Annotated in this window: 24 protein-coding genes; 15 read left to right on the top strand and 9 right to left on the bottom strand. The window is 72.5% G+C overall.

Annotated features, from left to right (window positions below):
• Positions 1-246 precede the first annotated feature (246 nt).
• The 3 genes from ACFYW3_RS14240 (at position 247) to ACFYW3_RS14230 (ending at position 5,166) form a co-directional block, all read left to right on the top strand.
• Positions 247-2,565 carry a molybdopterin cofactor-binding domain-containing protein gene (locus tag ACFYW3_RS14240; RefSeq protein WP_389386394.1) on the top strand — a complete coding sequence of 773 codons (2,319 nt, stop codon included), beginning with the start codon at positions 247-249 and terminating at the stop codon, positions 2,563-2,565.
• 131 nt (positions 2,566-2,696) lie between these two features.
• Positions 2,697-3,152, top strand: coding sequence for a (2Fe-2S)-binding protein (locus ACFYW3_RS14235; RefSeq protein ID WP_351754667.1), 456 nt, complete (start codon positions 2,697-2,699; stop codon positions 3,150-3,152).
• 64 nt (positions 3,153-3,216) lie between these two features.
• Complete coding sequence (locus ACFYW3_RS14230; RefSeq protein WP_389386393.1) at positions 3,217-5,166, top strand: APC family permease; 1,950 nt, start codon at positions 3,217-3,219, stop codon at positions 5,164-5,166.
• A gap of 1 nt (position 5,167) precedes the next feature.
• Here ACFYW3_RS14230 and ACFYW3_RS14225 read toward each other — a convergent pair whose 3' ends face one another.
• Positions 5,168-5,365, bottom strand: a complete 198-nt coding sequence (locus ACFYW3_RS14225) for a hypothetical protein (RefSeq protein WP_351754662.1) — start codon at positions 5,363-5,365, stop codon at positions 5,168-5,170.
• 137 nt (positions 5,366-5,502) lie between these two features.
• Positions 5,503-6,708: a helix-turn-helix domain-containing protein gene (locus ACFYW3_RS14220; protein ID WP_389386392.1), complete on the bottom strand. Its 1,206-nt coding sequence runs from the start codon at positions 6,706-6,708 to the stop codon at positions 5,503-5,505.
• 109 nt (positions 6,709-6,817) lie between these two features.
• Here ACFYW3_RS14220 and ACFYW3_RS14215 point away from each other — a divergent pair, with 109 nt between their 5' ends.
• The 6 genes from ACFYW3_RS14215 to ACFYW3_RS14190 all read left to right on the top strand — a co-directional run bounded on the left by ACFYW3_RS14215 (position 6,818) and on the right by ACFYW3_RS14190 (position 10,014).
• A complete protein-coding gene (locus ACFYW3_RS14215) occupies positions 6,818-6,949 on the top strand; it encodes a hypothetical protein (RefSeq protein ID WP_351754656.1) in 132 nt (43 codons plus the stop codon).
• A 228-nt stretch (positions 6,950-7,177) separates the two neighbouring features.
• Complete coding sequence (locus ACFYW3_RS14210) at positions 7,178-7,582, top strand: hypothetical protein (protein WP_053682064.1); 405 nt, start codon at positions 7,178-7,180, stop codon at positions 7,580-7,582.
• Positions 7,579-8,370, top strand: coding sequence for a transcriptional regulator (locus ACFYW3_RS14205; protein WP_351373379.1), 792 nt, complete (start codon positions 7,579-7,581; stop codon positions 8,368-8,370). The genes ACFYW3_RS14210 and ACFYW3_RS14205 overlap by 4 nt, the downstream gene beginning before the upstream one ends.
• A 71-nt stretch (positions 8,371-8,441) precedes the next feature.
• A complete protein-coding gene (locus tag ACFYW3_RS14200; RefSeq protein WP_323181926.1) occupies positions 8,442-8,888 on the top strand; it encodes a roadblock/LC7 domain-containing protein in 447 nt (148 codons plus the stop codon).
• Positions 8,889-8,961: 73 nt separating this feature from the next.
• Positions 8,962-9,336, top strand: coding sequence for a hypothetical protein (locus tag ACFYW3_RS14195; RefSeq protein WP_351373383.1), 375 nt, complete (start codon positions 8,962-8,964; stop codon positions 9,334-9,336).
• A 195-nt stretch (positions 9,337-9,531) separates the two neighbouring features.
• Positions 9,532-10,014: a VOC family protein gene (locus ACFYW3_RS14190; RefSeq protein ID WP_351754653.1), complete on the top strand. Its 483-nt coding sequence runs from the start codon at positions 9,532-9,534 to the stop codon at positions 10,012-10,014.
• A gap of 14 nt (positions 10,015-10,028) precedes the next feature.
• On the opposite strand, the gene ACFYW3_RS14185 is transcribed toward ACFYW3_RS14190, so the two are convergent.
• Positions 10,029-10,754: an NAD-dependent deacetylase gene (locus ACFYW3_RS14185; protein ID WP_389386391.1), complete on the bottom strand. Its 726-nt coding sequence runs from the start codon at positions 10,752-10,754 to the stop codon at positions 10,029-10,031.
• 189 nt (positions 10,755-10,943) lie between these two features.
• On the opposite strand from ACFYW3_RS14185, the gene ACFYW3_RS14180 reads away from it, so the two are divergent.
• Both ACFYW3_RS14180 and ACFYW3_RS14175 read left to right on the top strand, forming a co-directional pair.
• The gene (locus tag ACFYW3_RS14180; RefSeq protein WP_351754648.1) at positions 10,944-11,396 is read left to right on the top strand and encodes a hypothetical protein; all 453 of its coding nucleotides are present in this window, start codon (positions 10,944-10,946) and stop codon (positions 11,394-11,396) included.
• A 32-nt stretch (positions 11,397-11,428) separates the two neighbouring features.
• On the top strand, positions 11,429-12,271 hold the full coding sequence (locus ACFYW3_RS14175) for a GNAT family N-acetyltransferase (protein ID WP_389386390.1): 843 nt from the start codon (positions 11,429-11,431) through the stop codon (positions 12,269-12,271).
• Positions 12,272-12,485: 214 nt separating this feature from the next.
• On the opposite strand, the gene ACFYW3_RS14170 is transcribed toward ACFYW3_RS14175, so the two are convergent.
• The 3 genes from ACFYW3_RS14170 to ACFYW3_RS14160 all read right to left on the bottom strand — a co-directional run bounded on the left by ACFYW3_RS14170 (position 12,486) and on the right by ACFYW3_RS14160 (position 14,391).
• Entirely contained in the window at positions 12,486-12,929 is a 444-nt protein-coding gene (locus ACFYW3_RS14170; RefSeq protein ID WP_351754642.1) for a subtilase-type protease inhibitor, read from the bottom strand.
• Positions 12,930-13,340: 411 nt separating this feature from the next.
• Positions 13,341-13,802, bottom strand: coding sequence for a cyclic nucleotide-binding domain-containing protein (locus tag ACFYW3_RS14165; protein ID WP_351754639.1), 462 nt, complete (start codon positions 13,800-13,802; stop codon positions 13,341-13,343).
• A 286-nt stretch (positions 13,803-14,088) separates the two neighbouring features.
• Positions 14,089-14,391 (bottom strand): hypothetical protein, encoded by a 303-nt coding sequence (locus ACFYW3_RS14160; protein ID WP_053682076.1) that lies wholly within the window; start codon positions 14,389-14,391, stop codon positions 14,089-14,091.
• A gap of 334 nt (positions 14,392-14,725) precedes the next feature.
• On the opposite strand from ACFYW3_RS14160, the gene ACFYW3_RS14155 reads away from it, so the two are divergent.
• Positions 14,726-16,669 carry a cellulase family glycosylhydrolase gene (locus ACFYW3_RS14155; protein ID WP_389386389.1) on the top strand — a complete coding sequence of 648 codons (1,944 nt, stop codon included), beginning with the start codon at positions 14,726-14,728 and terminating at the stop codon, positions 16,667-16,669.
• Positions 16,670-16,745: 76 nt separating this feature from the next.
• On the opposite strand, the gene ACFYW3_RS14150 is transcribed toward ACFYW3_RS14155, so the two are convergent.
• Positions 16,746-17,174 (bottom strand): ankyrin repeat domain-containing protein, encoded by a 429-nt coding sequence (locus ACFYW3_RS14150; protein WP_389386388.1) that lies wholly within the window; start codon positions 17,172-17,174, stop codon positions 16,746-16,748.
• Between the two features lie 320 nt (positions 17,175-17,494).
• Between ACFYW3_RS14150 and ACFYW3_RS14145 the strand changes: the two genes are divergently transcribed.
• Positions 17,495-20,227, top strand: a complete 2,733-nt coding sequence (locus ACFYW3_RS14145) for a DNRLRE domain-containing protein (RefSeq protein WP_389386387.1) — start codon at positions 17,495-17,497, stop codon at positions 20,225-20,227.
• Positions 20,228-20,304: 77 nt separating this feature from the next.
• Here the strand turns inward: ACFYW3_RS14145 and ACFYW3_RS14140 are convergent, their stop codons facing one another.
• On the bottom strand, positions 20,305-20,712 hold the full coding sequence (locus ACFYW3_RS14140) for a DUF3224 domain-containing protein (RefSeq protein ID WP_389386386.1): 408 nt from the start codon (positions 20,710-20,712) through the stop codon (positions 20,305-20,307).
• A gap of 108 nt (positions 20,713-20,820) precedes the next feature.
• On the opposite strand from ACFYW3_RS14140, the gene ACFYW3_RS14135 reads away from it, so the two are divergent.
• Complete coding sequence (locus ACFYW3_RS14135; RefSeq protein WP_389386385.1) at positions 20,821-21,795, top strand: helix-turn-helix transcriptional regulator; 975 nt, start codon at positions 20,821-20,823, stop codon at positions 21,793-21,795.
• 132 nt (positions 21,796-21,927) lie between these two features.
• Here the strand turns inward: ACFYW3_RS14135 and ACFYW3_RS14130 are convergent, their stop codons facing one another.
• The gene (locus ACFYW3_RS14130) at positions 21,928-22,422 is read right to left on the bottom strand and encodes a hypothetical protein (protein WP_351754623.1); all 495 of its coding nucleotides are present in this window, start codon (positions 22,420-22,422) and stop codon (positions 21,928-21,930) included.
• Positions 22,423-22,511: 89 nt separating this feature from the next.
• Between ACFYW3_RS14130 and ACFYW3_RS14125 the strand changes: the two genes are divergently transcribed.
• Positions 22,512-22,826, top strand: a complete 315-nt coding sequence (locus ACFYW3_RS14125; RefSeq protein ID WP_351754620.1) for a hypothetical protein — start codon at positions 22,512-22,514, stop codon at positions 22,824-22,826.
• Positions 22,827-23,087 lie beyond the last annotated feature (261 nt).

Below are 23,087 nucleotides of genomic sequence, written 5' to 3'. Positions count from 1 at the left end.
GGAGAGTCCGGTCGAGCGTGCGGCCGAAGTGTGCGAGCGAACAAGGCCGTTGTGTCCCCGAGGGCCCCCGTTCGCCGTGACGCGCGAGGTACCCCCGAACGAAGGACCTCTCGCCGCCGGCGTGCGGCGCGCCCGCCCGCCCCCGGAGCGGGTTCCCCTCGCACCCGGTGATCGCTACGCTACGTGTCGGCAATGAGTCGGGGGAGGTCCGTTGCGCGGGCCGCGCGGGACAGGGGCCACGGGGACATGAGTGGTATGGGCGGCGAAACCGGGCAACGCCGTGACACCGGGCAACGCGGCGACACCGGGCAACGCGGCGACACGGGGCAACGCCGCGACACCGGGCAACGCGGCGACACGGGACGGAGTCGGCGCTCGTTCCTCACCCACCTCGTCGCCGCGCCGACTCTCGCCCTCGTCACTCGCGCCGGCGTCGACTCCCTCGCCCCGCAGCCCGCCCACGCGGTGATCCCGAGCCTGCCCGCCATCGCCGACCTGGTGGACCTCGGCGACCTGTTCATCCTGGCCGGGGCACCCACGTCCGCCCTGCTGGCCCTCGCCGTCGAGGCGGACGGCACCATCCGCTTCCGACTGCCCCGGGAAGAGGTCGGTCAAGGCCTCACCACCGCCGTGGCCATGCTCGTCGCCGAGGAACTGGACGCCCCACCGGCCCACGTCCGGGTGGAACTGGACGACGCCCGGCCCGAACTGCTGTTCAACCAGCTCACCGGCTCCTCCAACGCCATCCGCTCCCTCTACGGGCCCGTCCGGCAGACCGCCGCCACCGCCCGGGCCCGGCTCGTCGCCGCTGCCGCCGCCCGCTGGAAGCTCTCCGCCGCCACCCTGACCACGGCGAACGGCGTCGTCCGAGCCCCCGACGGGCGCACCGCCGACTACGGCGGCCTCGCCGCTGCCGCCGCCGCGCCCGGCCTGGTCGTCCTCGGTGCCACCCCGAAACCCCAGGCCCGGCACACCCTCGTCGGCCGGCCGACCAGCCGCGTCGACGCCCGCGCAATGGTCACCGGAGCCCTGCGCTACACCCTCGACCTCGACGTGCCCGGCGCCAAACCCTGTGTGGTGCGCCGACCACCCACCCTCGGCGGCAGCGTCCGAGGCGTCGCCAACCTCGCCGACGTCCAGGCCATGCCCGGAGTCCTGAACGTGGTCACGATCCCCACCGGGGTCGCCGTCGTCGCCGAGACCTTCGGGCAAGCACTCGACGCCAAGGCCGCCCTGCGCGTCGAATGGGGACCCGGCCCCGCCGACCGGCTCTCCGACGCGCAGGTACGGACGAAGCTCCGCGCCGCCACCCCGCCGCTGCTGGTACCGCCGCTGCTCACCCCGTACGTGGACGCCGAGTTCGACTTCGCCTTCGTCGGCCACGCCCCGATGGAGACCAACTCGGCGGTGGCCGACGTACGGGACGGGCGGGCCGAGATCTGGTCCGGGCTCAAGTCCCCGATCGTGGCCCGCCAGACCATCGCCGCCGAACTCGGACTGCCCCTCGACAAGGTCACCGTGCACGTGGTCCAGGCAGGCGGATCCTTCGGGCGGCGCCTCTTCTTCGACGCCGCCCTGGAGGCCGCCCGGGTGTCCAAGGCCTGCCGCCGCCCGGTGAGCCTGATGTGGACGCGGGTGGACGACACCCGTCACGGTCGGATGCGACCGGCCACCCACCACAAGATCCGCGCCACCCACGCCCTCGGCGAGGTGCTCACCTTCGAGCACCGGGTGGCAGCCGCCGAGACGGACTTCCGGCACGGCCTCGGCGAGATCATCACCGCCACCGCCGCGAACCTGCCGCTCGGCCTCGGCAACGCCACCCTCGCCCAGACCCTGTTCCACACCACGATCAAGTCCCCGTACCACTTCGGGCTCACCACCCAGACGCTCACCGAGGTCCCGACGGGAGTCCCCACCGGCTCGTGGCGCTCGGTGTACTCCGCCAACACACGAGGCGCCGAGGAGATCGTGGTCGACGAGTTGGCCGCGCGAACGGGGAAGGACCCGTACGGCTTCCGCCGCGCCTTCCTGAAGACCGACGCCCAGCGGGCGGTGCTCGACAAGGCCGCGCGGGAGGGGGAGTGGGGGCGACCGATGCCGGCCGGGTGCGCACAGGGCATCGCCTTCCACGAGGAGTACAAGTCGCGCACCGCCTGCCTGGTCGAGATCGACACCCGCGACCCGGAGCACGTCCGCGTCACCAAAGCCGTCATCGCGGTGGACGTGGGCCTGCCCGTCAACCCGCGCGGGCTGGAGGCCCAGATGATCGGCGGTCTCACCGACGCCCTCTCCACCACCCTGCGCGCCGGACTACACCTCGACAACGGGCTTCCCCTGGAGGGCAGTTACAGCCAGTTCCACTGGGCGAGGCAGCGCGACACCCCGAAGGACGTACGGGTCTTCGTGTTCCCGGCGACCGGCACCGAACCGGGCGGCGCCGGCGAACTCGGGGTGCCCGCCGCCGTCGGGGCGATCGCCAACGCCTGGGCCCGGGCCACCGGCAGGAAGCCACGGAGTTTCCCGCTCGACTTCGACGTGGATTTCACGCCGTACCCCCGCTAGGCCGTCTCTTTCGGATCTTGCCGGTCGGCGCGGGTCAGGCAAGATCCGGAAGAGACGGCCCAGTGCCGTGCCCCCCGTACCCGTTTCCGTCTCCCGCCCTCGTTCTCGCCACCACCCCAGGAGCGCCGCCCGTGCCCTCGCACACCTTCACCGTCAACGGGCGGAGCGTCACCGTCGACGCGCCCGACGATCTGCCCCTGCTGTGGGTGCTCCGCGACATGCTGGGCGTACGCGGCCCCAAGTACGGCTGTGGCGTGGATGTTTGCAAGGCCTGCACCAGCCACCTCGACGGCACGGACATCCGTCCGTGCGTGGTGCCCGTGTCCGCCTGCGCCGGCAGGACGGTGACCACCATCGAGGGTCTGGCGGAGGGGGACGACCTGCACCCGGTGCAGGAGGCCTGGCTCGAACACGATGTCGCCCAGTGCGGCTTCTGCCAACCCGGCCAGATCATGGCCGCGGTGGCGCTCCTGCGGCGGACGGCCGACCCCACCGACGAGGACATCGACGCCATCGCCAACATCTGCCGCTGCGGAACCTACTTCCGCATCCGCGAGGCCATTCGCAGCGCGGCCGCGAAGATGTGAGCACGGCAGGCGACACAACCCCCAGAGCGGGCGAACCGGACAAGGATTGACCGATCATGCCTGAATGAGGCGTATCAATGCGAAACGCGTGCTGGTCGGTGAACCGCTCGACACCGCACGCCTGGGCGAGACCCTGCTTCCCAAGCGGCTCGCGCTGCCCATCTTCTGCAGCGACCCGCTCTCCTCGGTGGCGTACGCCACCGAGGAGATCCTGCTGATCCTCGCCCTCGGCGGCGTGACGCTGCTCCACCTCACCTGGTACGCGGCAGCCGCCATCGTGTTCCTGATGATCGTGGTCGTCGCCTCCTACCGGCAGACCTGCCACGCCTATCCCGGCGGCGGGGGCGCCTACATCGTCAGCTCCGAGAACCTCGGCCCGACGGCGGCGCTGACCGCCGCCAGCGCGCTCCTCGTCGACTACGTACTGACCGTCGCCGTCTCGGTGGTCTCCGGCGTCGCCGCCATCACCTCCGCCATCCCCTCGCTCAGCGACCACGAAGTGGTGCTGTCGGTCGGCTTCGTGGTGCTGCTGACCCTGATGAACCTGCGCGGCGTGCGGGAATCGGGCCGGATCTTCGCCATCCCCACCTATGGCTTCGTGCTCGTCATCTACGTGATGTTCGCGGTCGCCGCTGTACGGATCGCGACCGGCGCCACCATCCGCGCCGAGTCCGCCTCCCTGCCCATCATCGAGACCGAGACGTTCACCGGCCTGGCCCTGGTCTTGCTCGTGATGCGCGCCTTCGCCTCCGGCTGTACGGCGCTGACCGGCGTCGAGGCCATCAGCAACGGGGTCCCCGCCTTCCGGAAGCCCAAGAGCCGCAATGCCGCGAACACGCTGGCGGTCATGGGCGTCCTGTCCGTGACCATGTTCCTCGGGATCACCTTCCTCGCCATGACGTACCAGGTGCACGTCGCGGCCGACCCGACGGAACTGGGCCTCGCCCCCGGGACGCCCACCTCGACCGCGCTCGCGCAGATCGGCCGGGCCACCTTCGGAAGTTGGCACTTCCTCTTCTACCTGCTCCAGGCCGTCACCGCCGGGGTGCTGATCCTCGCCGCGAACACCGCCTTCAACGGATTCCCGATGCTCGCCTCGATCCTCGCCAAGGACCGTTACGCGCCGCGCCAGCTCTTCAACCGCGGCGACCGGCTCGTGTACTCCAACGGCGTCGTGCTGCTCGCGCTGGCCGCCATCGCCCTGATCGTCGCCTTCGACGCCGAACTGACGCGCCTCATCCAGCTCTACATCATCGGCGTGTTCGTCTCCTTCACCCTGTCCCAGTCAGGCATGGTCCGGCACTGGAGGCGCGAACTCGACTCGCCCGACACCGCCAGGGGAGAACGGGTGCACATCCACCGCCGGCTCGCCATCAACGCGGTCGGCGCGGCCATGACCGCCCTGGTGCTGGTCATCGTCCTCATCACCAAGTTCACCCACGGCGCCTGGTTGGTCGTCATCGCCATGCCGCTGCTGTTCGTCGGCATGAGGGGGGTCCGGCGCCACTACGACACCGTCGCCGAGCAGGTGGCCGTCGCCCCCGGTGTCAGGCCGCGCAAGCCCTCCCGCCACCACGTGGTGGTGCTGGTCTCCTCCGTGCACGCCCCGACACTGAAGGCGCTCGGCTACGCGCAGGCCCTGCGGCCCGACAGTCTCACCGCGGTCAGCGTCGCGCCCGACGCGCAGGACGCGCGGCGGCTGCGCGAGGCCTGGGCCGGGCACGACCCGGGGGTCGCGCTCAAGGTGCTGCACTCGCCGTACCGCGATGTGGTCGGGCCGGTCCTGGAGTACGTGCAGCAGTTGGCGGCCGCGGAGGGGACGGACATGCTCTCGGTGGTCATTCCCGAGTACGTGGTGGGGCACTGGTGGGAGCAGCCCCTGCACAACCAGAACGCGCTCCGGCTGAAGGCCCGGTTGCTGTTCACGCCGGGTGTCGCGGTGATCGACGTCCCCTACTTGCTGGAGTCGGCGAAGCCGGCCGAGCCGGTCGGCCCCACCGAGGTCGGGCGTTGACTCAGGCCTGCGGCGCGGCGGCGCGCAGCAGCTCCAGTTCGGCGCGGAGCGCGACCACCCGGTCGTGCTCCAGTTCCGCCGCGTAGAACTCGTGGGCCGCCCGGAGCCGTGTCTCGCGCTCCTGGGCGGCTGCCAGATCGGCGGCCGTCCGGGCGGCTTCGGGGGTGTGGGACGCGGGGTCGGCGGGGGTGTGCGCCATGGTCTCTCCCGGTGGTGCGTGGGGGTCGGAACATGACCGAGCCTTGTACACGGCCGGTGGCCGCCGGGTAGGCCGTGAGGTCGGATCGGCTGAAAATCGACCCTCCATTACAGGGCGGAAATCCCCGGTGGGTAAGGTCAGTTGGGTCCTTCGGGTGCAGAGGGGTGCTCCTGCGGCTTTGGCTGGAATACGATCTTCTCCGCCGAGGCGTGCCGGATCACCGCCGCGTGCGCCAGGGCCAGCTCCACCACATGAGCCGGGTCGGAGAGCGAGCGGCCGGTCAACTGCTCCAGACGGCGCAGCCGGTTGGAGACCGTGTTGCGGTGGCAGTACAGCCGCTGGGCGGCGTACGTGGTCGAACCCTGGCAGGTCAGCCAGGTGCCCAGGGTGGTCAGCAGCACCCGGCGGTCCTCCGGGGCCAGGGCCAGGACCGGACCCAGCACCACCTTCCGCAGTCGGCCCGCGAGTTCGGGCTGACCCGCCACCAGCGCCGCCGGGAGCCGCTCGTCCAGCAGCGCGACGAGCGGACCGGCCGAGGTGGGGGAGGCGCGCAGCGCGAGGACCGCCAGCCGGCGGGCGCGTGCCAGGTCGGTGACCTCCTCCACGACGGGGCTGACCCCGGCCCGTACGCCCGAGGGGGCGAGCAACTCCCGTACGGACTCCAGTGGGCGGTGGCCCAGTTCCACGAGGCCGGTCTCCCCGTCGGCACGGTTGCGCCACAGCACGCGCGGCGCGACGGGCTCCGGGCCGACCTCCGGGAGACCGGGCGGCGCCAGCACGATCACCGCGAACCGGCCCCGCGCGGGCAGCCCCAACCGGGCCGCGGCCTCGGCGGCATCCCCGGTGCCGTCGAGCAGCGCGTCCAGCAGGGACGCCCTGAGTTCCCGGTCGCGCTCGGCGCGGGGGGACTCGGCCAGGCGGTACGCGTCCGACGCGGCGTCCGCCATCTGCTCCAGTACGTCCCACAGCGCGGCCGCGCCCGGCAACAGTCGGGGCAGCGCGGCCCGGTCGTGCGCGGCCACCGCCTCGCCGAGGGTCTGCCACAGCAGCCGGCCGCCGCGCCGGTGGACGCGGAGCAAGGAGGCGAGCGGCAGTCCCTGTTCGGCCCGCAGGGCGCCGATGGCCCGGGCGTCGGAGAGGTCCACCGGGAGGCCTCGGGAGCCGCGGACCAGGCCGTCGACGGCCTGACGAAGGTGATGGTGGATCCGTTCGCGCAATTCGGTCCGCCCCAGCAGGGCGGCGTACGCGGGGTCCTCGGTCAGCGTGCGGTCGGCGAGCCGGTCCGCCGCCACGGCGATCCGGCGGTCCAGGTCCTCGCGTATCTCCTCGATGATCCGCTCCATGACCGGCAGGGTGACACGGGGGAGGGGCCGGTGGGGAGGGCCCGGAGCCCGCCGTGTCCGCCAGTTCCCGTACCCGCCCCGGGAATCCGACCATGCGCCGGAATCGGGAGTGCTGTACTTCGCGATGCCGGGCCTGATCGTGGACGACCTGACGGTTCCGAGTCCGTTGGACCCGTACCCGGTCGACGACCTCCCGGAGGCGATGGTGAAGCGTCTGCTCCCGGCTCGGCCGACGGACTGACCGGGGCGTGGGGGCGGTGCGAGGATGGCGTCGTGCGAGGTATTGACGCTCTCCTGTTCGCTTCTTGATCAAAATGCGACGCGTTCCGGCCAGGCTGTCACGAGCTATCGCGCATGTTCCAGCGGAAAATGCCAGAACCCCCTTTCGCCGTGTGGAACTTGAGTAAGTTCCCTCCTGTCGCGCCGTACGACCGTGCACCCAGCACGTCTGGCCGGGAGGGGAGCCCGCGTGCCCGGGATCGACGAATGTCTGCTCGAAGCCATGGCCCTGCCTGGTGCACGGGGGGCCTCCCTCGTGGACTGGAGCAGTGGACTGGCCCTCGGCACCGCAGGGGATTCGCCGGTCGGAGACCACGAGACCACCGCCGCCGAGACCGCCGAACTGGCCCGGGCGGCAGCCGAGTACGAATCCTTCGCCCCCGAGACCGGGGGAGCCGGCCAGTCAGACCTCGCCGGCCCGCCGGTCGAGGACCTGATCGTCACCACCCGCAGCGGCTACCACGTGCTGCGCTTCGTCGAGACGAGCTTCGACAGCAGCGTGTTCCTGCACCTCTGGCTCGACCGCGCCGACGGCAACCTCGCCCTCGCCCGACACAGACTCCGCGCACTGGCCGAAGGGCTGGTGCTCAGATGAACGCCCCGACCCTGCCCGCCAACCCTGTGGAAGTGTCTCCCCTGTTGACCCGCCTCGCCGCCGAACGCGCGACCGGCGCCCTGCTCCGCGACCGGGGCACCCTGTTCCTGGAGGACGGCCGCGTCGTGCACGCCGAGAGCCCCTCCACCCCCGGACTCGACGTACTGCTCACCACCGGTGGCGGCCTCGCCCCCGAGCGCTGGAACGACGCCGTGAACCAGGCCGGAGCCCGCCGCCAGGTCGCCCGCTACCTCGTGGACAGCGGCGGCCTGGCGGGCGGCGAGCTGGAGATATGCCACCTCGCCGCGATCTTCGACGCCGCGTTCTTCGCACTGTCGCCGGGCAGCGGCCCGTCCCGGTTCCGCCGCGGCGCCACCCACTGGATCGGTTCCGTGCGCTCGGTACCCGCGGCCGCCGTCGAGCGGGAGACCCGCCGCCGCCGAGAACTGCTGGACGCCGTCTGGCCCTACCCGCTGCTGGACACCGCACCCGTGATACCCCGTCAGGCCGCGCCCGGACAGACGATCACCGCCAGGCAACGCCTCCTGCTCCACCAGGCGGACGGCAGACGGACCCCCGCCGACCTCGCGTGGGTGCTCGGCCGACCGGCCTTCCACACCCTGCTCGACGTTCGCAGACTCGCGGCGGCCGGCCTCGTGGAGACCCCGCACGCACCGGCCCCGATACCCATGGCCGAGACACCCCTGCCCGACTGGATGACCCAGGCCCAATCCCCGGACGTGGCCCTGCTCCGCCGGTTACGCGACGCACTGGAGGCAAGCCTGTGAGGCTCCCGCTGCGACCGGTTCTGCGCACCGACCGCTCCGAGCGGAGACAGCCCGAAAGGAGGAAGGCCGACATGAGCACGGCGATGGTGAACGCCGAGGCCGAGGCCGAGATACTCGCCGAACTCCGGCGGCTGAGGGCCCGCCTCCCCCAACTCACCGGTGCCCTCGCGGCGAGCGTGGACGGTCTTGTGCTCGCCCACGACAGCGCCGCCACCGAGGCCGAGTCCGTCGCGGCCCTGACCGCGGCCGCACTCGGTGTCGCCCGGCGACTGAGCGACAGCACCGGCCAGGGCGGCTTCCGTGAACTGCTGGTGCGCGGCGAGTCCGGCTACATCGCCACCTACGCGGCGGGCGAGGCGGCCGTCCTCACGCTGATCGCCGAACCGCGCGTCAACGTCGGCCGGCTCCACCTGGAGGCCCGCCGCTCCAGCCTGCGCATCACCGAGCTCATCGAGCACAGCCTCGGTCGACGAGGCCCGGTGGCGCCGCCGATGCCCACCCAGGCTCCGTCGACCTGAGCCGCACACCCCCACCGACCACTGACACGAACAGCAGAACCCCGGACAGTCACCGAAGAAAGAGGAACCTCTCATGGCCACTGTGGAAACCGCCCTCAAGGAAGCCACCACCGTCATCGACGGCGCGATCGGAGCGGCGCTGGTCGACTACGGCAGCGGCATGGCGCTCGGCACCATCGGCGGGGGCAAGGACCTCGACCTGGCCGTCGCCGCGGCGGGCAACACCGACGTGGTGCGCGCCAAGGTGCGCACGATGGAGATGCTCGGACTCCAGGACGAGATCGAGGACATCCTCATCACCCTCGGCGGGCAGTACCACCTGATCCGACTCATGAAGGCGAGGGGGTCCAGCGGATTCTTCCTCTATCTCGCGCTCGACAGGGGGCGGGCGAACCTCGCCATGGCTCGGCACCAACTGAAGAAGATCGAAGCCGATCTGGAGATCTGACGGTCCTCGGGCAGACCGCGACGGCGCGGCGGCGGACGGCGCCATGTGCTGCTGTCCGCCCCGGCGGCGCCTGGTCCGCAGGGGTGAGATCCGGAGCGATGCGAACCCGTCCTGCGCCCACCGATGAGTTTCGGGCGCGAGGTCGGTCTGTATGTGCGGGACCGTGTCCCTCACCGCACGACTCTGGAGGCAGTCATGACCAGCAACCCGTTCACCACGTGCCTGTGGTTCGACGGCCGGGCCGAAGAGGCCGCCGACTTCTACCTGTCCGTCTTCAAGGACGGCCGGATCGGTCGGATCGGCCGCTACACCGAGGCCGGCCCCGGGCCGGCCGGCGAGGTGATGGTGGTCGAGTTCGAAATCAACGGCCAGCGGTTCATCGGCCTCAACGGCGGCCCCCAGTTCCCCTTCACCGAGGCCATCTCCTTCCAGATCCCCTGCGCCGACGAGGCGGAGGCGGACTACTACTACGAGGCCCTGACCAGGGACGGCGGACAGGAGTCGGCCTGCGGGTGGGTCAAGGACAAGTTCGGCGTGTCCTGGCAGGTCACCCCCACCGAGGCCATCGACCTGATCAGCGACCCGGACCCGGGCCGCGCCGCCCGGGCCGTCGCCGCCATGCTCGGGATGAAGAAGCTCGACGTCGCGGAGATGCGGCGGGCGGCCGACGCCGGGTAGCGGGAGCAAGCGGACTACGTGGCGATCCGCGCCAGGAGCGCCGGCAGGGCGGTCCCGATCGGTTCGCGGATCACCTCGTCGGCGAGCGAGTCGTACGGCGTCTCCTGCGCGTTCACGATGATCAGGCGGGCCCCCGCCTCCGCGGCCATCCCGGCCAGCGAGGCGGCGGGCTGCACCTGAAGCGTCGAGCCGACCGCGATGAACACGTCGCACCCCTTCGCCACGGCCATCGCCTGCCCCAACACCTCGGGGTCCAGCCGCTGGCCGAACATCACCGTGGCCGACTTCAGGATCCCGCCGCAGAGCGGACAGGCGGGATCCGGGTCTCCCGCGGCGACCCGGGCCAGCGCCTCCTCCATGGAGGAACGGGCCCGGCACCCGGTGCACACCACCGACCGTGCCGTTCCGTGCAGCTCGAACACCTTGCGCTCCGGCATCCCGGCGAGCTGGTGCAGTCCGTCCACGTTCTGGGTGACGACCCGCACCGGCGTACCACCGCGCTCCAAGGCCGCCACGGCCAGGTGCGCGGCGTTGGGGCGCGCGTCGAGCGCCCCGATCTCGGCGCGCATCAGCCAGGAGCGACGTCGGATCTCCGGATCGGTCATGTAGGACGAGTAGGTCACGAGCTTCTCCGCGTCGGGCTCCCGCCGCCACAGACCCTGCGGTCCCCGGTAGTCCGGAATCCCGGAATCGGTGGACATTCCTGCCCCGCTGAACACGGCGACGAGTGATTTCCCCATGCCGCGACCCTACGTACGGCCCACCGCCCGACGCGACCGGATTCCGCCCGGCCACCCTCCACACCCGACCGGGGCGTCGGCCCGCCTGCGGCCGAAAGGGGCGGTTCTCGGCCGAATCCGGCCCCCACTGGGGTGAGGCCCGGCCGCGTCCCTCCGCATGGGTACGGACGGGCGGCTACAAAGCCGGACATGACGCTCACCCCCCGCCTCGCCGGCGCCCTCCTGCTCTCCCTGCTCGCGCTGCCGGCCCCGGCCCTCGCCGCCCCCGCCCCCGTCCCCGCGTCGGCCCCGGCCCCCGGCCCCGCCGTCGCCGGTCCGCACCGGCACTCGGCCGCCGAGATCAGCCGCTTCCTCACCGTCTTCTACGGCAAGCACGGCCCCTCCCGGTACGGCCGGGAGCATCGCGTCTCGCAGGTGCTGAAGGACAAGCAGCGGGACAACCCCGAGAGCGACGTGCTGCTCTGCGCGCAGGGGCAGCCCCGCAACATCGGTGTCGGACCGGTCACGGTCGCCGCTTCCGCCGGGGTCGGCTGGGCGACCGTCACCACCGGCTGGGGCTCCGAGCACACCGACACCTTCACCGCGTACGTACGACTCGACTCCCAGCCGATCCGGGTCGACGACGTGATCTGCGCGGGCTGACCCCCGTACGCGCGTCTGGTACAACACCGGGCATGACGGGATTCGAGATCGGCGGCGCGAGCGCCGCCGACATGGAAATGATCCGCGCCTGGGCCGACGAGGAGGGCTGGAATCCGGGTGACACCGACCGCTTCGCCTTCGCGGTCGCCGATCCCGACGGCTTCCTCGTCGGCCGGCTCGACGGCGAACCGGTGGCCTGCGTCTCCGCCGTGCGCTACGGCACGGGCTTCGGCTTCATCGGCTTCTACATCGCCCGCCCACACCTACGCGGCCGGGGCTACGGCATCCGGCTGTGGAACGCCGCGATGAGCCGACTCGACGGCCGCCTCGTCGGGTTGGACGGAGTCGTCGAGCAGCAGGACAACTACCGCAGGTCCGGCTTCCGTCCGGCCTGGAACAACGTCCGCCACGAGGGCGCGCCGCGGGCCGGGGACGACGGCGGGGTGCGCGTCGTGGACGCCGCCACCCTTCCCTTCTCCCGACTCGCCGCCTACGACCGGAGGTTCTTCCCCGAACCGCGCGACGCCTTCCTGTCCGCGTGGACGGGGCTGCCGGGCCGCACGGCCCTCGCCGCCGTCCGGGACGGTCGGATCGAGGGGCTCGGCGTGGTCCGGCCGTGCAGCGGGGCCTCCCGCGTGGGACCCCTCTACGCGGCCACGCCCGAAGTGGCCGCCGCCCTGCTGCGGCGGCTCGCCGAGCACGCCCCCGGCGGGGAGATCGCCGTGGACGTGCCCGACGCGAACCCGACGGCCACCGCCCTGGTGGCCGCACTGGGACTGGTCCCGACCTTCGAGGCCGCCCGGATGTACACGGGGTCGGCGCCCACGGTCGACCTGCCGGGACTGTACGGTGTCGCGAGTCTCGAACTCGGCTGACGGCGAAGGGGAGTTCGCCTGGTCCGCGCGGGTCCGCAGAGCCTCCGGGACGGACTCCCCGAGGCCGAACCGTGGTTCAGGACGGCCGCCGAGCACGGCCACTTCTTCGCGAAGCGGCTGTTCCGTCCCGGACACGCCTTCAACATGGACGGCCGGAGCCCCCTGTGAGCCCGGGCGGCGGTCGCACGACGCCGCCCGGACCGGGCACCGGGGCTCAGATGCCGAACAGGACGCCCGTGCTGTTGCGCAGACCGCACGGATTGCCGAACGTGTACGTGTAACTGAGCCGGCGCCCCTCCCAGACCCCGTCGGCGGTGACCGTCATCGGGTTCCACTCCCTGGTGCACGCGGCGTCCGCGCGGGGTTTGGCGAGTGCGTCCAGCGCCCGCCCGTTCGCGCGTAACTCGGCGCAGGCGGCGACCGGGTCCGGGTGCGTACCGCTCGGCCGCGGCGCGCACACCAGCGTCACCGCGCGCAGCACCGTACCCCGGTCGGCGTCCGCGCCGGCCGTCACGCTGACCACGAGCGCGGAGGGCGCGTACATGCTCTGCGTGCCGGCGGGTGCGGCGTCGGCGGCTCCTGAGCCGACCAGCGCGGTGAGGGCGGTGAGCGCCATGGCGCCGGTGGCCAGTCCCAGATTCCTGGTGATGGACCGCATTTCGAACACTCCTCGGGTGGTTGCTTCGGATAGCGGACGTGAGTCTTGCCCATGTCGAACATGAACGCCCGTTCGTACCGCTGTTTCACGTCACTGATCGTGATCGCATGAGTGCAGTCCGCAGCGATGTCGAGGTGTTGACCTGTGGGGGAGCGAACCGCCGAATCGGCCGAAGACACCCCTGAAACAACCCTGAAACACGCGGAACGAGGCCTGAAGGAAGGCCGGCGCCACCCTCGGACCCGCCCCTGCCCCGCCGTCGAGCGCCGGCGCCGACACGGGCTGACGCCCGTGCGAGGGGTTCGGGCCGCCCGTCACCGCACCCGGTTGCCGTGCACGACCGGGTGACCGTCCTCGAACACGAGGTCGGCCAGGTGTATCACCCGCCCCCGGCCGCCCGGTCCCGTCACCTCAGCGCGTGGCGCCCGTGCGCGGGGCGTACAGGTCGATGAGCCGGGTGCGGGTCTGTTGCAACCGGATGGCGAGGACCCGCCCGACCCAGTGCCCGACCGAGGACCCGAACGCGGGATCGGCGTCCATCAGCATGCGGATGGTCGTCCCGTCGAACTCGTACGCCCTTACCGGGGTCATCGCCTCGGCGCTGAGCTGCCATGTGTACGGGGGGAACAGCCAGGACCAACCGACCAACTCACCGGGACCGAGGCTCTGGACGGGTGTGGGCCTGCGGCCGGGTACGGGGATCTCCAGCGTCACCGTGCCGGAGCGCACGATCCAGAAGGAGTCCGCCCGGGTGCCCTCGTCGAAGATCCGCGCGTTCTCGGGGAAATTGACCTCGCGGGCGTGCGACATCAGCCGCCCACGGTGCTCGGTGGACAGGACGGCGGCGATCCGGATGGGGGAAGGTGTGCTCACGACGGCCTCCGATCACGACCCCCCACTAGGCTCCTGCTCCCCCCAGTGTCGCCGACTTCCGCCGATCCAGGGTGTGACCGTCACGCGCGGCGGATCGGGGCCCGGTGAGCCCGGCCGGGGCCCGGCGGGCGATCCGTCGCAGGACGATCACCGAGGGTGACCGCGATCTCCTCTCGTCGTGCGCCGCCGGGATCGGCGCGCTGTTCACAGCCTCGGCCGATCCGTGGCGGAAGAAACCATTCCGGCGGCTCTCGTCGCCGTGCCGATCGCCGTGCCCGGCCGCGACTCACTCCTCGGCATTGGCTTCCAGGCAGGCCAGCTCCATCGCGTCCAGCACCGCCTCGTGGCTGCGCTCGCTCAGCTCCGCGACGTTCTCGATCTGCGCCGTCGCCCAGGCGGCGAGGGTCATCACCAGCACCCGTAAGCCGTCCGTGCCGTGCTCGGCGAGGATCGCGTCCGCGACGAGCATGGCGTCCTCCGGCACCTGTTCCGGTGGCTCCAGCCCGGCGAGCCCGCGCAGCATCGCGAGGGTGCGGCGGGAGATCTCCGGGGTCATCCTCGCCAGTCGCATGTCTTCTTCGTCGTCCATCCGCGCCCCACCCTTCGGTGTCGTGCCCAACCCCTGAGGGCACGGTAGAGGCGCCGGGCCCGACGCGGGGCGGTTTCGCGGGGGTGTGGGTGCGTAAACGAGTGGCGCCGGGTGCCGTCGGTTGACAGGAACCGGACATGACCGAACGAAACGAACCGGCGACCGAGCGTACTGCCTCCCGCCCGCCCTCCGGGCGCCTGCGCACCCACCCGCCGGCGCGGCGGACCGGCACGGCGCGGCCGCTCCCGCCGAACGACTTCCCCCCGTCGCGACCCACGGGTAACTTGACCGCGTCAACCGCCCGGTCCCGGGCGGCCGATCCGGCGGGAGCGACATGAACAGCCTTTTACGGGTGGCTCGTCACCTGGTCCCCGGCTTGCTCCTGCTCGCGGTCGCCGCCCCGCCGGCGCACGCCACCCGACCCGCACCGGCGCACGCCACCCGACCCGCACCGGCGGCCGGCGCGGCGGCGGAGGCTGGCACGTGGACCGCGCCGCTCTCCACGCGCGGCCGGTACATCGTCGACGCCGAAGGCAACCGCTTCCGCCTGCGCTCCGGGAACTGGGACGGAGCCCAGGGCTCCTGGACCGGCTCCGGGGATCGCGACGATCCCGCCACCCACCACAGCGGCCAGGACTCCCACGGCATCCCGCTCGGGCTCGACCGGGTGCCCCTGACCACCCTCACCGCCGACTTCCGGGCCCTCGGCCTCAACAGCATCCGGCTCCCCTTCTCCAACGAGATGCTCCACGAGACCGCCCCCGTCCCGGACACCGCCGTCGCCGCCAATCCGGCCCTGCGCGGCCGCACCCCGCTCCAGGTGTACGACGCCGTGGTGGCCGCGCTCACCGACGCCGGCTTCGCCGTCATCCTCAACAACCACACCGGCTCGACGCGTTGGTGCTGTGGTCTCGACGGCAACGAACGCTGGAACAGCGGCCGCTCCACCGCCCGGTGGGCCGACGACTGGGTGTTCATCGCCCGCCGCTACCGCGACAACCCGCGCGTGGTCGGCGCCGACCTCTACAACGAGGTGCGCCGCGACGTCCTCGACGACCCCAACTGGGGCCTGGGGGACGGCCACGACTGGCACGCAGCCGCCCAGGAGGCCGCCGACCGCATCCTCACCGAGGCCAACCCGGACCTGCTCATCGTCATCGAGGGCATCAACTGGACCGGCATCCCCCTCGACGGCCTCCCGCACGGCCGTCCGACCCTGACCCCCGCCCGTACCCTCTCGCACACCCTCGCCGTGTCCGGGAAGCTGGTCTACTCCGCCCACTTCTACGGATACACCGGCCCACACCACAGCGGCGCCACCGGAATGGGGGAGACCCACGACCCCCGCTACCAGGACATGACCCGCGCCGAGCTGGAACGGACCCTGTACGACCAGGCGTTCTTCGTCTCCGCCGAAACGGGGAAGCACTTCACCGCCCCCGTCTGGATCAGCGAGTTCGGCATCGGCGCCGACGAGAGCGGCGCCGCACCGCGCGCCTGGTTCGAGAACCTCACCTCCCACCTGACCGCCACCGACGCGGACTTCGCGTACTGGCCGTTGGTCGGCTGGAGCACCACGGCCCAAGGCGCCCCGGGCGGTGACAGTTGGGCGGTGCTCCGCTACGACCACACGGGCCGACGCGGCGGAGTGCTCGACGCGGGCGACTGGCGCACCGGCCCCTGGTCCGCACTCCTCGGCGCCCCGGGGCGCACGGGACCGGTTCCCGCCACCCCCGCCTGGTACCAACTCACCACCGACCACAGGGACCACAACGCCTCGCTGCTCACCCGGGCCGCCGGTGACTGGGACGTCGGGGCGCGCAAGGGCGTGTGCCCCGACGGTTCCCGGATCGCCGGCCTGAGCCACACCGGGGGCCGGGGCCTGTGCGCCACGTCCGACCTGCGGGCCGCGACGGGCGGCCACACCGTCGTCCGGGACGAACGGTACGTCCCGCCCGGCGGTGACTGGGCTTCCGGGTACACGAAGCTCCAGTGCCCGAACGGGCAGTTCCTCATCGGGTACGCGCTGCGCGGATCCCGGGTCTCGGCCGGCCTGTGCGCCCCCGCCCGTACGGCCCTCCCGGCCGGGGCCGGCCGTACGCTCTGGTTCGACCGGGGCGACGCCCGGCCTCCGGGCGACCCGGGTGGCGACTACGCCCTCGGTCACCTCAAGGGCCAGTGCCTGTCGACCGAGTACGCGGCGGGCATCGCCTTCACCACCCGCGCCGCCGCCCGCCAGGGCCCTGCGGCCCTGCTCTGCCGCCCCCTGGCCGGATAGGTCCGACGCGGCCGGGGCCCGGCCGCGTCGGCCGCCGATCCGTCACGGCGCTCCGGCGACGGGCCGCCCGTGTCGATCACGTGCCGTCGACCGCCGTCGGCAGCGCCTCCCGCAGCAGACGGGTGACGTCCTCGTGCTCCTCGCGCACCGCCCACTCCAGTGGGGAGAGCCCCGCTCCGTCGTCCTCGCGCAGTCCCGGATCGGCGCCGCCGGCGAGCAGTGCGCGCACCGTCTCCACATGTCCCCAGCACGCCGCCGCGCACAGGGGCGTGCCGTCCGTGGGGCCACCGCTGTGCGCGTTCGGGTCGGCGCCGGCGTCGAGCAGCGCCCGGACGCTGTCCGGGTTCCCTTGGACCGAGGCGACGTACAGGGCGGTGGTGCCGTCCGTGTCCCTGCCGTCGGGATCTGCCCCCGCGTCGATCAGCGCCTCCACCCGAGCCGTCGAGCCGTACCCGGCGGCCTCGACCAGCAGCCGGGAGAGGCGTTTGCCCGTACGTCTGTTCATGCGCCCATGGTGCTCCACGGTCTCGGCTCCGAGCCGGGCGTGCCCCCGTTCGAGATGGGGAGAGCGCAGTGAGCTCGCCGAAGGCACACCTGTGACCTGCGGGGACGGTCGCACGGCGGGCCGCCGACCCGCACACCGGATTCCTCCGGGGCGCGGAATCCGGCCGGCCGCCGTCCGAGGGCTCCTCGGGCCAATGTGGCATCAAATAAGTCAAGTGTGATGACCGGCCCGGTGAATCGCCCTAGGGTGCGCCCATACGCCCGGCCGAGGACGACTCAAAGGCTGTTTTCGGCCACACCGCACACCGAACTGGGGGGTTCATGCGTAGATCCAGCGGGACGGCGATCGCTCTCGCCTTGTCCCTGGCCGGCACCGGCACGGCCATCGGCCTCGGCCTCGTCCCACAGGCCGCGGCCGTCACCCCACCCGTGGCCTTCACCGCCGACGCGCTGTCGACCTGGCAGCCCAACGGCGTCGTCTGGGCCCTCGCCGAGACCGGCGGTCAGGTCTTCGTCGGCGGCACCTTCTCGACCGTACGTCCCCCCTCGGGCGGCGGCGGCAGCGAGCAGTCGGCGGTGAACTTCGTGGCGCTCGACGCCGCGACCGGCGCCCCGACCTCCTGTGAGCTGGACTTCACCGTCGGCGGCGGCACCGCGACCGTCCGCGCGCTCACCCTCTCCCCGGACAAGAAGACCCTCTACGCGGGCGGCTACTTCGGAGCCGTCAACGGCACACCGGTCTCCAGCGTCGCCGCCATCGACGTGGCCACCTGCACGGTCAAGACCTCCTTCCGTCCGGCCTTCGCCGCCACCGTGCGCGCCCTCGCCGTCACCGGCGACACCGTCTACGCCGGCGGCGACTTCCTCACCGTCGCGGGACAGCCGCGCCAACGGTTCGCCGCCGTGGCCGCGGCCGACGGCGCACTGCGCCCCTTCACCGCGAACGCGGACGATCCGGGCCGCGCCGTCGAGGTGACCCCCGACGGGGAGAACGTGCTCCTCGGCGGGGACTTCTTCACCGTCAACGGCACGAACAGCCACGCCCTCGCGGTCGTCGACGCCACGAGCGGCGCGCTCACCAAGTCCTACCCGGGCTTCATCGAGAACAACTCGGTCGTCAAGGACATCGCCACCGACGCCACCGGCTTCTACACCGCCAACGAGGGCACGGGCGGCGGCGTCTTCGACGGTCGCATCGCCCTCGACCTGAGCAATCTGAACCAGCGGTGGCGCGACACCTGCCTCGGCGCCACGCAGGCCGTGCTGCCCTACCAGAGCGTCCTGTACAGCGCCTCCCACGCGCACGACTGCTCCAGCGTCGGGGAGTTCCCCGACGGCCAGCGGCACCACCTCCTCGCCCAACCGACGGCGAGCGTGGGCAAGCTGGGCTGGGCCCCCGACACCAACGACGGCATCGGCGAGGGCATCGGCCCACGGGTGATGACGATCGGCTCGAAGGGCGGTTCCCCGTACCTGTGGGTCGGCGGTGAGTTCACCACCGTCAACGGGGCCGCGCAGCAGAGCCTGACACGGTTCTCCTCCACCGGGGACACCGGGGCGCCCACCGTCCCCGTCGCGAGCGCCGTCAGTTTCAAGCCGGGCGAGGTCCAGGTGCGCTGGCGCACCAGCCTCGACCTCGACGACAGCGCCCTGACCTACAAGATCTACCGGAACGGCGCGGCCGGTCCGATCGGCACCGTCACCGCGGACTCGCTGTTCTTCCGGCGCCCGCAGGCCTCCTGGACGGACACCACGGTCTCGCCCGGCCAGACGTACACCTACCGGGTGACGGCGACCGACGCCGCGGGCAACACCAGCGCCCTGTCGGGGACCTCGACCGTGACGGTGCCGACGTCCGTCGACGCGTACCCGAACGCGGTCCGCACCGACGGCGCCCAGCAGTACTGGCGCTACGACGAATCGGCCGCGCCGTTCGTCGCGGACTCCTCCGACGGAGGGAACCAGAGCGGCAATCACCTGAACGGCCCCGCCCTGCGCCAGACGCCCGGCGCGGTCACCGGCGCGAGCACGGCCATCGGATTCAACGGAACCAACCAACAGGTGTACGGCGACAAGCGGCAGAGCATCGGCGGCAGCTACTCGATCGAAACCTGGTTCAAGACGAACACCACCCGCGGCGGCAAGCTCCTCGGCTTCGGGAACAACCAGGACCGCAACAGCAGTCAGTACGACAAGCACATCTACATGACCAATGACGGCCGGCTCGTCTACGGCGTCTACACCGGGGCCACCCGCACCATCACGACCCCGGGCGGCTACAACGACAACCAGTGGCACCACGTCGTCGCCACCCAGGGCCCCGGCGGCATGACCCTGTACGTGGACGGCGTCCAGAGGGGAACCCTCAACGTCACCACCCACGAGAACTACACCGGCTTCTGGCACGTCGGCGCGGACAACCTCAACGGTTGGCCGGACCGCCCCACGAGCGACTTCTGGGCCGGTCAACTCGACGAGAGCGCCGTCTACCCGACCGTGCTCAGCGCGGCGCAGGTACAGAACCACCACACCCTCGCCACCGCGCCCGCCGATTCCGTCGTCGAGGTCACGGCAGCCGAGGACACCTACGCCAACGCGGGCGCCCCGGGCACCAACTACGGCACCTCCGGCTCCCTCGCCGTGCGCGGCACCGCCCTCTACGCGAGCTACCTGCGCTTCAACCTGCCCGCCGCACCCGCGGGCACCGTGCTCAAGTCGGCCACGCTCGGCATCAAGACCAGCACCATGAGCGGAGCCGGCACCACCGACACCGTCTCGGTGGTCCCGATCACCGGCGCGTGGACCGAGGCCGGGACCACGTACACCAACCGCCCCGCCCTCGGCACCCCGGCGCTCGGCAGCTTCGCGGGCATCCCGGACGGCTCGGCGGTGCACAGCACCGCGTTGGACACGACCGGCGTCGCGGGAGCCCTGGGCGGCTCCTACGGCCTGGCCCTGACGAGCGCGGGCACGGACGCGTTGTGGCTGTGGTCCTCGGAGGCCGCCGCGGGCGAAGGGACACCGCGCCTGACGCTGACCTTCGGCGCCCCGTGATCCGCTAACGGACCCGAGGAGGGGCGCGGACCGATCGGTCCGCGCCCCTTCGCGTGGCGGCCCCGAGCCGAGACGGCCTAGCCCAGGTCGTACGTGAACGCGTACGCGACGGAGGGCTCGCCGTGGCGGGCGGTGAAGGAACCCGAACCCGAGAGGCCCGCCAACTCTCCCGTGGCACTGCCCGGGACCACCGAGAACGAGCAGCGCGTGGTGCCGTCGGCATCGAAGGTGCCGCGCTCCTCCAGTACGAACGTGCCCGCGCGCCCGTCCACCCTGCCCTCCACCAGCTCCATGCCGGCGAAGCCCCCCGTCGTCGCCGACATGTACGCCACCGTGTAGTCGCAGGTCGTCGCGGCGGCCTCGACCCCACCCGAGAAGGCGTTGGTGACGGTGGCGTGGGCCAGGCGCGGCGTCGCGTCGGCCGCGCCGATCGGGAGTTCCTTCCAGTCGGTGAAGGTGAAGGTGCCGGTCGTGGACGTGGGCATGCGGGTGCTCCCTGCTCTCTGTGGTCGGGCGGGGCCTCCGCCCGACATGTGAGCAGCATCGACGGCATACCTGACACCCTCTGTCAGGTATGCCGAGACAATGGGGCCATGCGCGCCGATCGCCTGCTGTCACTGCTGCTCCTGCTCCAGAACCGCGGTCGGATGACCGCGCCCGAACTCGCCGCGGAACTGGAGGTCTCGGTCCGCACCGTCTACCGGGACGTCGAGGCCCTCGGCGCCTCCGGAGTGCCCGTGCACGCCGACCGGGGGCCGGCGGGCGGATACCGGCTGATGGACGGCTACCGCACCCGGTTGACCGGGCTCACCGATGCCCAGGCCGGCTCGCTCTTCCTCGCCGGCGCCCCGGGACCCGCCGAGGAACTGGGCCTCGGCGCCGACCTGGCCGCCGCGCAGCTCAAGCTGCGGGCCGCGCTGCCCGTCGAACTCGCCGCCCGCGCCGAGCGGATCCGGGCCCGATTCCACCTCGACGCCCCGGCCTGGTTCCGCGACGCGGACCCCGTCCCGCACCTCGGGCGCATCGCCCGGGCCGTGTGGGACCAGAACGTCCTGCACGCCCACTACCGCCGACCGGCCGGCCCGGTCCGGCGGGAACTGCATCCGCTCGGCCTCGTCCTCAAGGGCGGCATCTGGTACCTCGTCGCACGGTCCGGTGAAGCCCTGCGGACCTACCGCGTGGGCCGGTTCCTCGCCGTGGACGTCCTCGCCGACACCTTCGAGCGGCCCGACGACTTCGTGCTCGCCGCCCACTGGGCCGAGTCCTCCGGCCGCCTCCAGGCGGCGCTGAACCCGCGGATCGCCCGGCTGCGCGTCTCGCCGCGCGGCCGGTCCCTGTTGACCATGCGGTTCGGGGCGGCGGGGACGCGGGCCCTCGCCGCCGCCGAGGCGGCGGGGGAGGAAGCCGACGCGGACGGCTGGATCCGGGTGGACCTGACCGTCGAGACCACCTCCGTCGCGGCCGGCGACCTGCTGGGCCTCGGGACCGAGGTCGAGGTCCTCGGCCCGCCCGAACTGCGCCGTGCCCTCGCCGAGACGGCCGCCGCGCTGGCGAACATGTACGGGTGAACCCGCGCCGGCGCGCACTCCCGTCCGGCCGGGCCCGTTCCTGCCGTGCCCGTTCCGACCGGGCCCGCTTCGACCCGACCCGACCCGACCCGACCCGACCCGGCCCGTTCCGACCGCGACCGAACCGCTCCGTCAGGTCCGGCGCGGCGGCTCCACCTCCAGGAAGCGGCGCCGGCGAGGCCCCCGGTACAGCAGGCACACCCACCCGAGCGCCTCCAGCACCGCCGCGCACGCCGCCAGCCGCTCCTGCTCCTCCTCCGCCGCCCCGCCGCCGGCCGGGCCCGGCCAGGTCACCTCCACCCGCCCGGCCTCGGCGCCGGCCGCCACCCGGTAGCCCGTGCGGATCCGACGCCCCCGCTCGTCCACCGCCGACGCCGCGATGCCCGCCGCCTCCAGGGCCAGAGCCACCGCCCGCGGCATGCGGCGCACCTCCCAAGGGGCGGGAACCGACGCGTCGCCCGAACCGTTCACCAACCGGCGGATCTGCAGCATTCCCTCGTACGCCGTGCGCAACGCGGCGTCCCGGGCGGCGCGGGGCGACTCCCCGAGCTCGCCGGCCGCCGACTCCGCCCGGGTCTCGTCGCCGGTCGCGGGCTCGAAGCCCAGCCCGCCCGGTCCTTCCGTCACCGCACACCATCCCGTCTGAGTACCTCGCGCCCAACGGCCTGAGTATCCGCCCCGATTCCCCGGCGCGCTCCCGCTGGTCGAATGGCGACATGACTTCAGAGGCCGCGCAGAGCGCGCACCACCCGCGCATGCGGCACGTGACCACCGCCGGTTCGGCGCTGGCCGTGGCGCTCGTACCGCTCGTGGTCGGCGTACTGCTCGCCAAGGCGATGGCAGCAGACCCCTACACCCCGGTCAACGCCCTGATCGCGGGCGGCGGCCGGCGCGCGGGTCTGCCCCGCGCCGAGTGGAGCCGCCGCCGGCACGACGCGATGACCCGACTGCGGTCCGCCCGCCACGACACGGCCCACACGGCCCGGCGCTGCGCGCAGGCCTGCGGGCGACGGCTGCCCGACCGAAGCTGACCGGGCCTGACCGGCCGCCACCGAGACGCGCTGGTGCTGTGACCCGGCAAACCTTTCCGGTCACAGCACTGGCGGATGCGCCTCGGATCAGGAAGACCAGGACCATTGTCGCCGGGCCGCGTCACCCACCTGAAGGGCGGGTGACGTGGCCCCGTGCCACCACCGACCTGTTCAGGTCACTGCCGGCGACGATGCCGGTCCCGCTACGGGGTGCGATGGCGATCGTGGAGGATCGTGTTCGTGTCGGTCCACACGCTGTCG

Origin of the sequence: Streptomyces sp. NPDC002602, assembly GCF_042889445.1 — a bacterium.
In the GTDB taxonomy this organism is placed as follows: Bacteria; Actinomycetota; Actinomycetes; order Streptomycetales; family Streptomycetaceae; genus Streptomyces.
The sequence above is the reverse complement of the archived record's forward strand: the minus strand, read 5'-3'. Positions and strand labels throughout refer to the sequence as shown.

What these genes read in the sequence shown, in the direction of transcription:
- ACFYW3_RS14240 (WP_389386394.1), top strand. Translation starts at nt 247, where the DNA reads ATGAGTGGTATGGGCGGCGAAACCGGGCAACGCCGTGACACCGGGCAA.
- ACFYW3_RS14230 (WP_389386393.1), top strand. Translation starts at nt 3,217, where the DNA reads ATGAGGCGTATCAATGCGAAACGCGTGCTGGTCGGTGAACCGCTCGAC.
- ACFYW3_RS14225 (WP_351754662.1), bottom strand. Translation starts at nt 5,365, where the DNA reads ATGGCGCACACCCCCGCCGACCCCGCGTCCCACACCCCCGAAGCCGCC.
- ACFYW3_RS14220 (WP_389386392.1), bottom strand. Translation starts at nt 6,708, where the DNA reads ATGGAGCGGATCATCGAGGAGATACGCGAGGACCTGGACCGCCGGATC.
- ACFYW3_RS14205 (WP_351373379.1), top strand. Translation starts at nt 7,579, where the DNA reads ATGAACGCCCCGACCCTGCCCGCCAACCCTGTGGAAGTGTCTCCCCTG.
- ACFYW3_RS14200 (WP_323181926.1), top strand. Translation starts at nt 8,442, where the DNA reads ATGAGCACGGCGATGGTGAACGCCGAGGCCGAGGCCGAGATACTCGCC.
- ACFYW3_RS14195 (WP_351373383.1), top strand. Translation starts at nt 8,962, where the DNA reads ATGGCCACTGTGGAAACCGCCCTCAAGGAAGCCACCACCGTCATCGAC.
- ACFYW3_RS14190 (WP_351754653.1), top strand. Translation starts at nt 9,532, where the DNA reads ATGACCAGCAACCCGTTCACCACGTGCCTGTGGTTCGACGGCCGGGCC.
- ACFYW3_RS14185 (WP_389386391.1), bottom strand. Translation starts at nt 10,754, where the DNA reads ATGGGGAAATCACTCGTCGCCGTGTTCAGCGGGGCAGGAATGTCCACC.
- ACFYW3_RS14180 (WP_351754648.1), top strand. Translation starts at nt 10,944, where the DNA reads ATGACGCTCACCCCCCGCCTCGCCGGCGCCCTCCTGCTCTCCCTGCTC.
- ACFYW3_RS14175 (WP_389386390.1), top strand. Translation starts at nt 11,429, where the DNA reads ATGACGGGATTCGAGATCGGCGGCGCGAGCGCCGCCGACATGGAAATG.
- ACFYW3_RS14170 (WP_351754642.1), bottom strand. Translation starts at nt 12,929, where the DNA reads ATGCGGTCCATCACCAGGAATCTGGGACTGGCCACCGGCGCCATGGCG.
- ACFYW3_RS14160 (WP_053682076.1), bottom strand. Translation starts at nt 14,391, where the DNA reads ATGGACGACGAAGAAGACATGCGACTGGCGAGGATGACCCCGGAGATC.
- ACFYW3_RS14155 (WP_389386389.1), top strand. Translation starts at nt 14,726, where the DNA reads ATGAACAGCCTTTTACGGGTGGCTCGTCACCTGGTCCCCGGCTTGCTC.
- ACFYW3_RS14150 (WP_389386388.1), bottom strand. Translation starts at nt 17,174, where the DNA reads ATGAACAGACGTACGGGCAAACGCCTCTCCCGGCTGCTGGTCGAGGCC.
- ACFYW3_RS14145 (WP_389386387.1), top strand. Translation starts at nt 17,495, where the DNA reads ATGCGTAGATCCAGCGGGACGGCGATCGCTCTCGCCTTGTCCCTGGCC.
- ACFYW3_RS14140 (WP_389386386.1), bottom strand. Translation starts at nt 20,712, where the DNA reads ATGCCCACGTCCACGACCGGCACCTTCACCTTCACCGACTGGAAGGAA.
- ACFYW3_RS14135 (WP_389386385.1), top strand. Translation starts at nt 20,821, where the DNA reads ATGCGCGCCGATCGCCTGCTGTCACTGCTGCTCCTGCTCCAGAACCGC.
- ACFYW3_RS14125 (WP_351754620.1), top strand. Translation starts at nt 22,512, where the DNA reads ATGACTTCAGAGGCCGCGCAGAGCGCGCACCACCCGCGCATGCGGCAC.